Origin of the sequence: Branchiibius sp. NY16-3462-2, from assembly GCF_001594145.1 — a bacterium.
Taxonomy (GTDB): domain Bacteria; phylum Actinomycetota; class Actinomycetes; order Actinomycetales; family Dermatophilaceae; genus Branchiibius.
In genome coordinates this window covers 1-13,418 of record NZ_LVCF01000044.1, presented here as the reverse complement: position 1 = coordinate 13,418, position 13,418 = coordinate 1, and the positions used below count along the sequence as shown (strand labels likewise).

The 13,418-nt window shown below is 67.0% G+C and carries 13 protein-coding genes; 6 read left to right on the top strand and 7 right to left on the bottom strand.

Annotated elements, in window-relative coordinates; translation table 11 throughout:
* Window positions 1-164 precede the first annotated feature (164 nt).
* From AZH51_RS17140 to AZH51_RS17120, 5 genes are read left to right on the top strand one after another with little or no spacing between them, the layout of a single operon-like run.
* A complete protein-coding gene (locus AZH51_RS17140) occupies window positions 165-845 on the top strand; it encodes a phosphonatase-like hydrolase (RefSeq protein WP_291526075.1) in 681 nt (226 codons plus the stop codon).
* Between the two features lie 12 nt (window positions 846-857).
* Window positions 858-2,612, top strand: a complete 1,755-nt coding sequence (locus AZH51_RS17135) for a DEAD/DEAH box helicase (protein WP_291526074.1) — start codon at window positions 858-860, stop codon at window positions 2,610-2,612.
* A 20-nt stretch (window positions 2,613-2,632) separates the two neighbouring features.
* A complete protein-coding gene (locus AZH51_RS17130; protein ID WP_291526073.1) occupies window positions 2,633-3,598 on the top strand; it encodes a Dyp-type peroxidase in 966 nt (321 codons plus the stop codon).
* Between the two features lie 31 nt (window positions 3,599-3,629).
* Window positions 3,630-4,430: a family 1 encapsulin nanocompartment shell protein gene (locus AZH51_RS17125; RefSeq protein WP_291526072.1), complete on the top strand. Its 801-nt coding sequence runs from the start codon at window positions 3,630-3,632 to the stop codon at window positions 4,428-4,430.
* A gap of 11 nt (window positions 4,431-4,441) precedes the next feature.
* Complete coding sequence (locus AZH51_RS17120) at window positions 4,442-5,008, top strand: manganese efflux pump MntP family protein (RefSeq protein WP_291526071.1); 567 nt, start codon at window positions 4,442-4,444, stop codon at window positions 5,006-5,008.
* Between the two features lie 48 nt (window positions 5,009-5,056).
* Here AZH51_RS17120 and AZH51_RS17115 read toward each other — a convergent pair whose 3' ends face one another.
* The 5 genes from AZH51_RS17115 to AZH51_RS17095 all read right to left on the bottom strand — a co-directional run bounded on the left by AZH51_RS17115 (window position 5,057) and on the right by AZH51_RS17095 (window position 8,800).
* Window positions 5,057-5,302 carry a hypothetical protein gene (locus tag AZH51_RS17115; protein ID WP_291526070.1) on the bottom strand — a complete coding sequence of 82 codons (246 nt, stop codon included), beginning with the start codon at window positions 5,300-5,302 and terminating at the stop codon, window positions 5,057-5,059.
* The gene (locus AZH51_RS17110) at window positions 5,286-5,609 is read right to left on the bottom strand and encodes a hypothetical protein (protein ID WP_291526069.1); all 324 of its coding nucleotides are present in this window, start codon (window positions 5,607-5,609) and stop codon (window positions 5,286-5,288) included. The genes AZH51_RS17115 and AZH51_RS17110 overlap by 17 nt, the downstream gene beginning before the upstream one ends.
* Before the next feature lie 79 nt (window positions 5,610-5,688).
* Entirely contained in the window at window positions 5,689-5,841 is a 153-nt protein-coding gene (locus AZH51_RS17105; protein ID WP_291526068.1) for a hypothetical protein, read from the bottom strand.
* A 155-nt stretch (window positions 5,842-5,996) separates the two neighbouring features.
* On the bottom strand, window positions 5,997-7,466 hold the full coding sequence (locus AZH51_RS17100) for a gamma-aminobutyraldehyde dehydrogenase (protein WP_291526067.1): 1,470 nt from the start codon (window positions 7,464-7,466) through the stop codon (window positions 5,997-5,999).
* Window positions 7,463-8,800, bottom strand: a complete 1,338-nt coding sequence (locus AZH51_RS17095) for an aspartate aminotransferase family protein (protein ID WP_291526066.1) — start codon at window positions 8,798-8,800, stop codon at window positions 7,463-7,465. The genes AZH51_RS17100 and AZH51_RS17095 overlap by 4 nt, the downstream gene beginning before the upstream one ends.
* Window positions 8,801-8,884: 84 nt before the next feature.
* On the opposite strand from AZH51_RS17095, the gene AZH51_RS17090 reads away from it, so the two are divergent.
* Entirely contained in the window at window positions 8,885-10,384 is a 1,500-nt protein-coding gene (locus AZH51_RS17090; protein WP_291526065.1) for a PucR family transcriptional regulator, read from the top strand.
* A 90-nt stretch (window positions 10,385-10,474) separates the two neighbouring features.
* On the opposite strand, the gene AZH51_RS17085 is transcribed toward AZH51_RS17090, so the two are convergent.
* The gene (locus tag AZH51_RS17085) at window positions 10,475-11,986 is read right to left on the bottom strand and encodes a CoA-acylating methylmalonate-semialdehyde dehydrogenase (protein ID WP_291526064.1); all 1,512 of its coding nucleotides are present in this window, start codon (window positions 11,984-11,986) and stop codon (window positions 10,475-10,477) included.
* An 80-nt stretch (window positions 11,987-12,066) separates the two neighbouring features.
* Window positions 12,067-13,038, bottom strand: a complete 972-nt coding sequence (locus AZH51_RS17080; RefSeq protein ID WP_291526063.1) for a P1 family peptidase — start codon at window positions 13,036-13,038, stop codon at window positions 12,067-12,069.
* Window positions 13,039-13,418 lie beyond the last annotated feature (380 nt).

Below are 13,418 nucleotides of genomic sequence, written 5' to 3'. Positions count from 1 at the left end.
CCATGGTCAGTGATGGCCGTCAACCGGTTCAGGGATTTCCCAGGTAGCGTTCACTGACTGGATGAATTGCGTTACGACAGAGCGTCATTCGTTCACCTAGCGGCCATTTTGGGGCGATGCGAAACCGGCCTTGGCGGGGTCATGCACCCGTAGGCTTACGGGCTGTGACTACCGCTCGCGCTCTTGAACTGGTCGCCTTCGACATCGCAGGAACCACCGTGCAGGAAGGGGGTCGGGTCTACGTCGCCCTCGAAGAAGCCGCCCGCGCACTGGGCGCCGATCCCACTGCGGAGCAGATCGAGAGTTGGATGGGCGCGGACAAACGAGCTGCAATCAGCGGGCTCCTCACGGCCAGTGGGATCGAGGCCGACTCCCAGGTGGTCGAAGCGGGATTCGCCGACTTCCGCGCACGGCTTGACGCGGCGTACGGCGAGCACCCGCCCACCCCGATGCCGGGCGTGCTCGACCTGTTCGACGCACTCCACGCCCGCGGCACCAAGGTCGCGCTGACGACGGGCTTTGACCGGCCGGTCGTCGATACGGTGCTCGCGGCCGTCGGCTGGGACGACACCATCCTGGACGCGGTCGTCTGCGTCGACGACGTAGCGCAGGGGCGGCCCGCCCCTGACATGATCGAGCGAGCCATGGAGATGACCGGCGTCACAGATGCCACAGCCGTCGCGGCGGTGGGCGACACCGTGCGGGACATCGGCGCCGGCCGCGCCGCACAGGTGGGGCTGGTGGTGGGGGTGCGCAGTGGCGAGACCGACGGACAGACGCTGTTTGATGCGGGCGCGGACGTCGTGATCGACAGCGTTGCCGAGTTGCTGGGGGTGCTCCCTTAGGCTGGTGGGTCTATGAGCACCTGGGCCGCCTCGCATCTGCCGCCGGCCTTCCCCGACCGCGCGCCCTGGGGAACCGCGGCGAAACTGCGGGCCTGGCAGCACACCGCGCTGGAGGAGTATTCCGGCGGGAATCCGCGGGATTACCTGGCCGTTGCAACCCCGGGGGCAGGGAAAACGACGTTCGCCCTGACCCTGGCTGCGCGCCTGCTGCGCGAGGGTGAGATCGAGCAGATCACGGTTGTCGCGCCCACCGAGCACCTGAAGACGCAGTGGGCCGACGCGGCCGCCCGCGCCGGTATCCACCTGGACCCGCGGTTCACCAACGCCCAGGAGGAGCACGCCAAGGGCTTCCACGGGGTAGCTGTGACCTACGCCGGGGTCTCGATGCGCCCGGCTCTGCACCGGATACGCACGGCGCGCAAGCGCACCCTGGTGATCCTGGATGAGATCCATCACGGTGGCGAGAACAAATCGTGGGGCGATGGTCTGCGCGAGGCGTTCGACCCGGCGTACCGGCGAATTGCCTTGACTGGTACCCCGTTTCGCTCCGATACCCACCCCATCCCGTTCGTGCGCTACGAAGAGGGCGCCGATGGGATCCGCCGCTCGGCCAGCGATTTCACCTACGGCTACGGCGATGCGCTGCGCGATGGTGTGGTGCGTCCCGTGTTGTTCATGGCGTACGGCGGGTCGATGCGTTGGCGGACCAAGGCCGGCGACGAGGTGAGCATCCGGCTGGGTGAGCCCGTGACCAAGGACGTGACCGCCGCCGCGTGGCGGACTGCGCTGGACCCGACGGGGGAGTGGATCCCCGCCGTGCTGCGCGCGGCCGACAAGCGACTGACTGAGGTACGTCGACACGTGCCTGATGCGGGCGGGCTCGTCATTGCGTCGAATCAGACTGCCGCACGGGCGTATTCACGGATCCTCGCAGAGATCACGGGTGACCGGCCGACCGTGGTGCTCTCCGACGACGCAGGATCCTCCAGCCGCATCGAGCAGTTCGCGCAGTCCGAGGATCGCTGGATGGTCGCCGTACGCATGGTCTCCGAAGGTGTCGACGTCCCGCGGTTGTGCGTCGGGGTTTATGCGACCTCGGCGTCCACACCGCTCTACTTCGCCCAGGCGGTCGGGCGCTTCGTGCGGGCCCGTCGCCGCGGTGAGGTCGCCTCGGTCTTCCTGCCCAGCGTCCCGCCGGTGCTGCGGCTCGCGGCGTTGATGGAGGAGCAGCGCGATCACGCCCTGGATCGGCCGCGTGCCGTGGAGGAGGACGTGTGGGCCGAGTCCGAGGAGGAGATGGCAGAGGCCAACTCCGGCGAAAAGGCCTCGGACAGTGGCGAATTCGCGTTCGAAGCGCTGGAGTCACAGGCCGAGTTCGATCACGTCCTCTTCGATGCGCAGCAGTTCGGCCTGGCCGCCCACACGGGCAGCGAGGAGGAGGAGGCCTACCTCGGCCTGCCCGGGCTCTTGGAGCCTGACCAGGTAGCGCATCTGTTGCGTCATCGCCAGTCGCGGCAGGAAGCGGCCAGCCGCAAACGCAATCACGACGGCCCGGAGCCACTGGCTGCCCACCGGGCGTTGGCTGCCAAACGCAAGGAACTGAATTCTCTGGTCGCGGCGTACGCCCGCAAGACGGGCACGGCGCACGCCCTCATCCACGCCGAACTTCGTTCCACCGGTGGCGGTCCCGCATTGGACCGGGCGTCCACCGAGGACGTGGACAAGCGGATCGAGTTGATCCGACGCTGGTTCGTCGGACGCCGCTGAGCCCTCGGTAGAGTCAGTGTGTGGCCTCCCAACACGTCCTCGCTGAGCCGGCGACCGCCGCCATCTTCCTGGTTGCGACGATCGACGACGGTGGCACGGCTGGCATCCGTGACCTGTTGGCCGACCTGGCCGGACTGACCCGCTCCGTCGCGTTCCGGTCGCCCGACGACCGGTTGACCTGCGTAGCCGGGGTGGGTTCGCGGGTCTGGGATGACCTGTACGGCGAGCCACGACCTGCGGGATTGCATCCCTTCCAGGAGGTGGCCGGGTCCAAGCACACCGCGATCGCGACCCCCGGCGACCTGCTGTTCCACCTGCGGGCCCGGCGGATGGACCTGTGTTTTGAGCTCGCCCGTCAGATCAGCCTGCGCCTGGCCGGCCTCGCGACCGTGGTGGATGAGGTGCACGGCTTCAAGTACTTCGACCAGCGCGACGTGCTCGGCTTCGTCGACGGCACGGAGAACCCCGACGAACAGGACGCCGTCGACGCGGTCACGGTGGGCGATGAGGATCCTGCCTTCGCTGGCAGCAGCTATGTCATCGTGCAGAAGTACGAGCACGACATGGCCGCCTGGCGGGCGATCAGCGTCGAGGAGCAGGAGCGCGTCATCGGCCGCTCGAAGGTCGACGACATCGAGATGCCGGACAGCATCAAGCCCACCAATTCCCACATCGCGTTGAACGTGATCGAGGACGAGGACGGCAACGAACTCGACATCGTGCGCGACAACATGGTCTTCGGCAGCATCGCCGAGGGATCGTTCGGGACCTACTTCATCGGCTACGCCAAGACGCCGGATCGGATCGAGCGGATGCTGCGCAATATGTTCATCGGCGACCCGCCGGGCAACTACGACCGGATCCTGGATTTTTCCACCGTCCTCACCGGCAACCTCTTCTTCGTCCCCACCGCCGACTTCCTGGAGGACCAGCCGTCGGCGCCGCCGACCGCCGACGGTTCGCTCGGTATCGGCAGCCTCAAGTAACTCCCGCTTCAGTCACTACGGAAGGTCAGTCATGAACAACCTGCACCGCGAACTCGCTCCGATCTCCGCAGCTGCGTGGCAGGAGATCGACGACGAAGCCCGGCGCACGTTCACCGAACGCATCGCTGGTCGGCGAGTGGTCGACGTACCCGATCCTGCTGGCCTCGAGTACTCAGCGGCGGGCACGGGGCATATCCATCCGGTGGAGGCTCCGGTGGCGGGCGTCGTCGCGCAGCAGCGGGTGGTGCTTCCGACGGTGGAGCTGCGGGTGCCGTTCTTCGTGGAGCGCTCAGCGGTCGACGATGTCGATCGAGGCGCGCTCGATTCGGACTGGCAGCCGGTCAAGGACGCGGCGACGCTTATTGCGACCGCGGAGGATCACGCGATCTTCCACGGTTCGCAGGCGGCGGGGATCGAGGGCATCGCACCGGCCAGTTCCAACCCGACGATCTCCCTTCCCGGCAAGGTCGAGGACTTCCCGGCCGCCGTTGCCCAGGCCCTGAACACCCTGCGGCTGGCGGGCGTCGAGGGCGACTACTTCCTGGTTCTGAACGACGACCTCTACACCGAGGTCGCCGAAACCACCGACCACGGGTACCCGATCCGGGACCACATCGCCCGGATCCTCGGCGACGGCAAGATCATCTGGGCGCCGGGTGTCGACGACGCGCTGCTGGTCACCGACCGGGGCGGGGACTTCACCCTGCAGCTGGGTCAGGACCTGTCGATCGGCTATCTGTCCCATGACGCCGAGCAGATCCAGCTCTATCTGCAGGAGTCGTTTACCTTCCTGGTACACACCTCTGAGGCCAGCGTTGTCCTGAAGCGCTGAGCGCCGCACCCATGTCGCTCCTTGAGCTCCTGCTGATCGCAGTAGGAGTGTCCGCGGACGCCTTCGCGGTCTCCCTGTCCCAGGGCGTGACCATGCGCCGGTTCCGCTGGCGGGACGCGCTGTTGATCGCCGGTCTCTTCGGGATCTTCCAGGCGCTGATGCCGCTGTTCGGCTGGCTGCTCGGGAAGGGTTTCGCCGACGCCATCAGCGGTGTGGATCACTGGATCGCGTTCGGCCTGCTGGCGTTGATCGGCGGAAAGATGCTGTGGGAGGCCTTCCAGGATGACGACGACGAGGTGGACGACGAGCCGTCGCTGGATCTGCGCGGCCTGCTTATCCTCGCCGTCGCCACCAGCATCGATGCGCTCGCCGTCGGCGTCAGCTTCGCGGTGCTGCCGGTCAACCTGCCGCTGGCCTTGGTGCTGATCGGGGTGGTGACCTTCGTGATCTCGCTGGCCGGGGTGCGCCTGGGCTGGTCGGTCGGCTCCTGGCTGGGCAAACCCGCCGAGATCCTGGGCGGCGTGATCCTGATCGGCATCGGTGTGCGGATCCTGCTCAGTCACACCGGAGTGATCTGAGTACGCCGGGTCCCGGGTTAGAGGGGCGACCCTCTCGCGGTGCGCCTCTTAGGCGGACCGCTCCTGATCCAGGCGTTCCAGAATCCAGGAACGGACCAAGGTCGAGGGCGGCAAGTGTTTGGCCGCCGCGACGCGCTGCACCTCGGCTTCCTCCTGTTCGCTCAGCCGCACGGAGTACACCTTCTGCCGGTTCGGGCGAGTGCCGCTGGTCCCTTCTGGATAAGGCGAGTCCTTGGCTTCTTCTGATTCCGCTCGCAGATTGGCCGCGAGTTTGGGATCAATCGCCTGCGCCATCGTCATCTCCTTGCTCGTACAACCGGCGGTCCGCACCCGTGGCGGGCCATGCATTGACCCCGTGGAGATCGCCATCGAGGTCCCGGTACGCGATCACCACCAGCACCCGTCCGGCCGACGGTGAGTAGCCGATGAACCGGGACGCTCCGATCCGGGACTTTGGATCAGGCTCAAGCGCCAAGAGATCCGCATCGGCCATCACCTCCTGCGTCCATTCGGGCTCCACGCCAGCCCCACCTGGATATCGCTGTGGTCGGGACTGGATGTAGGCGGATGACTCTGGATCCCACCAGAGCCGCTCCGTCACCGAATCAGACTACGCGCCGTCATACGATGTAGTACATATAGTCGCTGAGGGAAGCGGTCCCATACATGCGCGATGGAGTTCACGCGCCGGGTTGAATGCCGACGACGTAGCGCCGTGCCTCGGCATTCACGAGCAGGTCCACGTTGTCCGTGCGCTGCTCGATGCTGCCGAGTCCGGGCGGAAGCCGGTGGACCGACGGATCCCCGACGGAATCTATGAGACCTGGAACCATCCTCGGATTGATGCACACAAACGGCCGATCCCAGAACGGAACACATGCTGGCGCAGCGGTTGGGAGGCCGCAGTCGTCCTGCCGATTGGCCAACACTTCAAGGGCGGCGGCCAAGTGCCGACCACGGGACTGCCGGTCGCAGGACTGCTGGAGAATCACACGTTGCGGAAGATGGTGCGATGCCAGTCGCGTTGGGCGGTGCCGGTCCGGTCGAACATCACGTGCTTCACGACGGTGTAGTCATCGAAGGAGTAGGTCGACATGTCCTTGCCGAAGCCGGACTGCTTCATCCCACCGTGCGGCATCTCGCTGATGATCGAGATGTGGTCGTTGACCCACACGCAGCCAGCGCGGATCTGCTCCGTGCCGCGCAACGCCCGATAGACGTCCTTGGTCCACACCGATGCCGCCAGCCCGTAGACGGTGTCGTTGGCCAACGCGATCGCTTCGTCGTCGGAGTCGAAAGGCATTGCGGCTAGGACCGGTCCGAAGATCTCGTCCTTCACGATCTCGCTGGCCGGGTCCGCGTCGGCGATCAACGTGGGGGAGTAGTAGTGGCCCGCCGTCAACGCACCACCGGGGATCACCCCGCCCGTCACGACCCTCGCGTAGCTGCGCGCGCGGTCGACCATCCCGGCGACCTTGTCCCGGTGGGCAGCTGAGATCAGCGGACCCAGATCGGTCGCTTCATCCGCGGTCGGCCCGAGCACGACCTTGCCCATCAGGTCCGCGACGCCCGCGACGAAGTCGTCATAAACGCTGCGGTGCACGATGGCTCGCGTTGCGGCAGTGCAGTCCTGTCCGCTGTTGATCAGCGAACCCGCGACCGCACCGTGGATCGCGGCCTCCAGGTCGGCGTCGTCGAACACCACGAACGGTGCCTTGCCGCCCAGCTCGAGATGCACCCGCTTGGCCGTCGTCGCGGCCGCCTCCAGCACCGTGCGACCGACCCGGGTGGATCCGGTGAACGACACCATGTCGACGTCGGGGTGCCGCAGCAGCGTCGAACCAGCATCCGGCCCCGTGCCGGTGACCACGTTGAAAACCCCTGCGGGCAAACCGGATTCGTGAGCAACCTGCGCGAAGAGCACCGTGGTCAACGGGGTGATCTCGGCTGGCTTCAGCACGATCGTGTTGCCGGCGGCGATCGCCGGGAGCACCTTCCAGGCGGCCATCTGCAGCGGGTAGTTCCACGGCGCGACCGACCCCACGACACCGACGGCTTCGCGACGGATCGACGACGTGTGGGCGCCGGAGTACTCACCGGTGGCCTTGCCCTCCAGGTTGCGAGCCGCACCCGCGAAGAAGGCGGTGTTGTCGATGGTGCCGGGCACGTCGAACTCGGTGGTCAGCCGGATCGGTTTGCCCGCCTGCCGCGACTCCAGGGCCGCGAACTCACCGGAGCGTTCCTCCAGAGCCCGGGCAAAGGAAGCCAACACACCCGACCGCTCGGCAGGCGTCGCACGCGACCACTCGCCGAACGCCGTACGGGCCGCCTCGACCGCACGCCCCACCTCGGCCGCGCCACCCAGGGTGATGTCCGCGACCGGGGTGCCGTCCGAGGGGTCGTAGACGGTGGCGGGCGAGCCGGCGTTGACCAGGTGGCCGTCGATGAAGTGCGTCACGAGCGGTGCGCGGCGAGGGTCTCGTCGATCATGTCCAGGCCGCGGTGCGCCTCGTCGGCGGTGATGATCGCCGGCGGGACCACGTGGATCCGGTTGTCGCTGATGAAGGGCAACAGACCACGCTCGAGCAGACCCGCCTTGAGCTTGCCGACCTCTAGCGCACTCAGCGGTTCCTTCGTGTCGCGATCGGCGACCAACTCGATGGCCCAGAAGACGCCCTTGCCGCGCACCTCGCCGACCACCTCGCGGGTCGCGGCGATCTCCTGCAGTCGCGGGCCGATGACCTCGGTGCCGATCTGCGCGGCGTTCTCGACGATCTTCTCCTCGCGCATTGCCTCGATCGTGGCGATGGCGCTCGCCGTCGCGAGCGGGTGACCCGAGTAGGTCAGGCCGCCGGGGAAGACCCGCTCGTCGAAGTGGTGCGCGATCGGGTCGGAAATGATCACACCGCCCAGCGGTACGTACCCGGAGTTGACGCCCTTGGCGAAGGTGATCAGGTCCGGGCGCACGTCGTAGGCGTCCAGGGCCAGCCACTCACCGGTACGACCGAACCCGGCCATGACCTCGTCCAGGATCAGCAGGATGCCGTAGCGGTCGGCGATCTCACGCGCCCCGGACAGGTAACCCGGCGGCGGCGGCATGATGCCGGCGGTGCCGGGGATCGTCTCAAGCAGGATGGCGGCCACCGTCTCGGGACCTTCGGCCTGGATGACGCGCTCCAGGTGGTGCAGCGCGCGCTCGCACTCCTCCTGCTCGTTGCTGGCCCAGAACTCCGACCGGTAGAGGTAGGGGCCGAAAACGTGCACATGGCCGCGCGCGTACTCGTTCGGGATCCGCCGCCAGTCGCCGGTGGCGACGATCGCTGCGCCGGTGTTGCCGTGGTAGCTGCGGTAGCGGGAGATGATCTTGTCCCGACCGGTGAACAGGCGCGCCATCCGGATCGCGTTCTCGATCGCGTCAGCGCCGCCGTTGGTGAAGAAGACCTTGTTGAACCCGCCCGGCGCGATGTCGGTGATCAACTCGGCTGCCTTGGCGCGCGTTTCGTTGGCCTGCGCGGGCGCGATGGTGGTCAGTTTGTCGGCCTGGCGCTGGATGGCGGCGACGACCTTCGGGTGTTGGTAACCGATGGTGACGTTGACCAACTGGCTGGAGAAGTCCAGGTACTGCTTGCCGTCGAAGTCCCACAGCATGCAGCCCGAACCGCCCGCGATCGGCAGCGGGTTCAGGGCGCCCTGTGCGGACCAGGAGTGGAAGACGCGGCTGCGGTCAGCCTCGCTGACATCAGCGTTGGTCGGACCGGCGATGAACTGATCGGCTGCGGCGGTGTAGGTCATGCTCCCCATTGTGCCGTGCCCGATTCGGGCGGGTATCGACAGTTTGTCGAAGTAGGCCGAATGCTCTGGACATAAGCTCAACAGATGCCCACGACGTTGCGCGCCCTGGTGGCGACCCCCGACTTCGTGATGCGTGCGCGTACGCCGATCGCTGACTCCCAATGGGATCTGCCCCTGGCGTGGGCGCACAATTCCGATCTGCTCGATCCGACGCCCTGGCTGGAACCCGGTGGTCTCCTGCTCACCGACGGCGTCCAATTCGGGGAGCGGGTGAACGCGCGTCGAGCGCAGGCGTATGTGACCCGGTTGGTGGACTGCGGTGTGGTCGCCCTCGGCTTCGCGGTGCGCATCGTGCACGACCGGGTGCCGGACGTCCTGGTGACCGCTTGTGAGCGAATCAACCTGCCGCTGTTTGAGATTGGTCCCCGCACTCCGTTCATGCAGATCATCCGGTCGGTGTCCGACGCGGTGGCGGCCGACCGGCAGGAACGCCTCGAGCGGTCGTTGGCGGCGCAACGGGCAGTGGCCCGGGCAGCGCTGCGACCGGACGGCTTGGCCGCGGTCCTCCGGGAACTCGAACGCAACCTCGGCACGTGGGTCGTGCTGTTCGATGCTGGCGGCAGTCGGGTCCGGGTCCCGACCCATCGCAGCGTTCCGGCCGAGTTGGAGCCGGTCGTGGTGCGGGCGGCCCGGGATCTGTTGGCCGGTGGACGACCTGCGGGTGCGAGGCTGTCGGATGACGGCGCGGGACCGGTCACGCTGCAGACGCTCGGACAGCGGGGGCGGCCACTCGGCGTACTTGCGGTCGGAGTCGGCGCAGGCCTCGATCGCGCCGGCACCGACCTGATCACCTCGGTCATCGCGCTGGCGAGCATCGCCGTCGAGCAGAGCCGGGCGTTGGACCGAGCACGACGCCAATTGCGTTCAGGTGCAATGGAATTGCTTCGATCGGGGTCGATGGACGCAGCGAGTCGCACGGTCGCGCAGGTGTGGGGTGAGTTGCCAGCAGAGCCGATCCGGGTCGCGGCCGTCGTGCCTGCGGACGGATCGACCGATGCACTGCTGGCTGCACTCGAACTGCTGGCTGACGAGCAGGAGGGTCAGATCTTCTTCGCGGAGTCCGAGGACGGCATCACGGTAGTCATCGGGGCTTCGGGTCAACGCGATGTCCGTGCGACGTTGCGGACCTACGGCTCCCGGGCTGGCTTCTCCAGCCCGGCGCGGTGGGCGGAGTTTGAGCAGGCAATGGCCGAAGCGCGCAGTGCTCTGCGGCGCAGTACTCCCACGCAGCCGTTCGTCGACTTCGAGTCGGTTGCCGCTACTGGTCTACTCGGTCACCTGGAGGCAACCGGTGCCGATCAGGTGGCTCGCAAGCTGCTGGCCCCGCTGGACGAGGAATCACTGGAAACACTGCGAATCTGGTTGGAACACAACGGATCCTGGGATCCGACGGCCAAGGCACTCGGCGTCCACCGGCACACCGTCCGGGCACGTGTCGACGCCGCGGGCGCGGTCCTTGGCGTCGACCTGAACACCTTTGCCGCCCGGGCAGAGATCTGGAACGCGTTGCAATTGGTCGGCTGACCGCGACTTTTGGAACGGGATTCACTTCCGCAGGGCTGAATGAGGTGAATCCCGTTCCAAAAGTGGGTAGGGGGAGTGCGGCGGACCGGGTCAGTTCTGCGGGAAGCCCAGGTTCAGGCCACCATGGCTCGGGTCCAGCCAGCGCGAGGTCACGGCCTTGAGCTGGGTGTAGAACTTCACGCCCTCGGCACCGTGTGCCTTCGTGTCGCCGAACATCGAGGCCTTCCAGCCGCCGAAGCTGAACGTTGCGACCGGGACCGGGATCGGCACGTTGATGCCGACCATGCCGACCTGGATCTCGTTCTGGAAGCGCCGCGCCGCGCCGCCGTCGTTGGTGAAGATGGCGGTCCCGTTGCCGAAGGCGCCGTTGTTGATCAGGTCGACGCCCTCCTCATAGGAGCCGACGCGCACCACGGACAGCACCGGGCCGAAGATCTCCTCGGTGTAGACCCGTGAGGTGACCGGCACCTGGTCGATCAGGGTCGGGCCGAGCCAGAAACCATCGGGCTCACCGTCGACCTCGATGCCGCGGCCATCGATCGCGACGACCGCGCCGTCCGCCTCGGCGACCTCGATGTACGACGCCACCTTGTCGCGGTGCGCCTCGGTGACCAGCGGGCCCATGTCGCAGCCCCGGCGGCCATCACCGGTGCGCAGCGTGGCGACGCGCTCCTTGATCTTCTCGATCAGGGCGTCGGCGACCGGTTCGACGGCGACCACCACGGAGATCGCCATGCAGCGCTCACCGGCGGAACCGAAACCGGCGTTCACCGCAGCATCCGCGGTCAGATCCAGGTCGGCGTCGGGTAGGACCAGCATGTGGTTCTTCGCGCCGCCGAGTGCCTGCACCCGCTTGCCGTACTTCGCACCCTGCTCGTAGACGTACTGGGCGATCGGCGTCGACCCGACGAACGAAATCGCTTGCACGTCAGGGTGTTCCAGCAGTCCGTCGACGGCTTCCTTGTCGCCGTTCAGCACCGTGAAAACGCCGTCCGGCAGTCCGGCGTCCTTCCACAACTGACCCATCCAGATGGCGGCCGACGGGTCCTTCTCGCTCGGCTTGACCACGACGGTGTTGCCCGCGGCGATCGCGATCGGGAAGAACCACATCGGGACCATGGCCGGGAAGTTGAACGGCGAGATGATGCCGACGACACCGAGGGGCTGGCGGGTCGAGTAGACGTCGATTCCGGTCGAAACCCCTTCGGAGTACTCGCCTTTCAGGTGGTGGGCCAGCCCGGTGGCGAACTCCACGACCTCCAGTCCGCGGGTGATCTCGCCCATCGCGTCGGAGAGCACCTTGCCGTGCTCGCTGGTGATGATCTCGGCCAGTTCGCCCTTGCGTGCATCGAGCAGTTCGCGGAACTTGAACAGGATGGTCTGCCGCTTGGCTAGCGAGGTGTCGCGCCAGGCGGGAAACGCTGCGCGTGCCGAGGCCACCGCCGCGTCGATCTCGGCGCGGTCGGCCATCGCGACCTGCTTGGTGACCACACCCAGGGCCGGGTCGTAGACCGGTGCGGTCCGCCCGGAGTGCGATGGCGACTGGGCGCCGTCGATCCAGTGCGGGACGACCGTGACGGTGTTGGGGCTGGCGACGGACATGGCGGCTCCTGACAAAGGTACGGCGATCGCTGACCCGATCAGCCTAGGGAGCCAGGGCGCGGGGGCGGGCTGCCGTTTTGTCACAACGGCGGACCGACGATCGACAGTTCGTCCATCAGGTGCGGATAAACGTCCATCAAGGCCCGGACGGTGCGCCCCTGGAACCCGGTCATCGTCTTCGCGGCCAGCAGGGACTTCAGCACGGCTGCCTCGGTCGCCTCCATGGTCGCCGTGAACAGCGGGCTGAGGTCGGCATCGGCAACCGACGCACCGGAGCCGGTGGTGAATGAGATCGCGTAATCCCCACTGCCATGGGTGAATCCGGCTCCAACGCGGGACAGTCCGTACACCGCTCGTCGGGCGACCCGGCCCAGCTGACGGGCGTCCAGGTCAGCATCCGTCGCAACAATGATCATGCAGGAGTTGCCCGCCCGGGCGACGGGCTCGGGGGCTGGCGGATCGACGTACCGCGGGCCGAACCGCAACCGGCCCTCGAAGTTGGCTTGGACCAGCACGCCGACGGTGGCACCGCCAGCAATTCGGGAGGCGGTGCCAATGCCACCTTTGAACCCCAGGGCGCACATGCCGGTGCCCGCGCCGACGTTGCCCTGGGCCACCGGCCCGGTTGAGGCCTCCGCGAGGGCGCGATAGACGTGCTCCACGGTGACCGGCCGCGCGCGGATGTCCGACAGCCAACCGTCGTTGCACTCACCCACCACCGGATTGACCGAGCGCAGGGAAGGGTCGCGGTCCAGCAGCCAGCCGACCAGCGCGTCGGCGACCCGGAAGGTCGACAGTGTCCCGGTGAGCAGGATCGGCGTCTCAACCGTCCCCAACTCACTCAGTTGGGTGGCGCCTACCAACTTGCCGTGCCCGTTGCCGACGAACAGCCCCGCCGGGGTCGGCAGCCGAGACGGTACGACGGCAGTGACGCCCGTCCGGAGGTCCCCAAAACTGATCGTCGTGTGTCCCACGCGCACGCCGTCCACGTCGGTGATCGCGTCGAGCGGCCCGGTGAGCGTCTCGTGATGCAGGACTTGATCCAGCAACACTCGGTCAGTCTAGGCCGGGCAGAACCTGGGAAAACCCCGCACCAAACCTAGGAACATACTGGGATCGCGTCCACGACGCCGTGACATCCAGCAGCCTCAAGGCTGCAAGTCACACGCCGATATGCGCGTACCGAGCGGCAATTCCGTTGTGGACCAGCGGAATTCGTGAACAAGCTGGCCGCGAACGGCCATCATCGCAGTACGTTCAATCGGAACCGAATCGCGCGACGCGCCGGAAAGAGCGAACTGCAGGGGGTCTGTCCGGAACTTTGTGTAAGTGGCGTGGCGTGAGGTCCCTGCCGGAGGTGGGGTCTGGAAGGAAGATCGCGTCATGTCTGATGAGCAAGCGCGTGAGTTGGTGACAGTGTCGGCGACCGAGG

Bases quoted from the DNA above. Each gene is read 5' to 3' on its own strand.
- AZH51_RS17135 (WP_291526074.1), top strand. From the start codon at position 858: ATGAGCACCTGGGCCGCCTCGCATCTGCCGCCGGCCTTCCCCGACCGC.
- AZH51_RS17125 (WP_291526072.1), top strand. From the start codon at position 3,630: ATGAACAACCTGCACCGCGAACTCGCTCCGATCTCCGCAGCTGCGTGG.
- AZH51_RS17120 (WP_291526071.1), top strand. From the start codon at position 4,442: ATGTCGCTCCTTGAGCTCCTGCTGATCGCAGTAGGAGTGTCCGCGGAC.
- AZH51_RS17115 (WP_291526070.1), bottom strand. From the start codon at position 5,302: ATGGCGCAGGCGATTGATCCCAAACTCGCGGCCAATCTGCGAGCGGAA.
- AZH51_RS17105 (WP_291526068.1), bottom strand. From the start codon at position 5,841: ATGGTTCCAGGTCTCATAGATTCCGTCGGGGATCCGTCGGTCCACCGG.
- AZH51_RS17095 (WP_291526066.1), bottom strand. From the start codon at position 8,800: ATGACCTACACCGCCGCAGCCGATCAGTTCATCGCCGGTCCGACCAAC.
- AZH51_RS17090 (WP_291526065.1), top strand. From the start codon at position 8,885: ATGCCCACGACGTTGCGCGCCCTGGTGGCGACCCCCGACTTCGTGATG.
- AZH51_RS17085 (WP_291526064.1), bottom strand. From the start codon at position 11,986: ATGTCCGTCGCCAGCCCCAACACCGTCACGGTCGTCCCGCACTGGATC.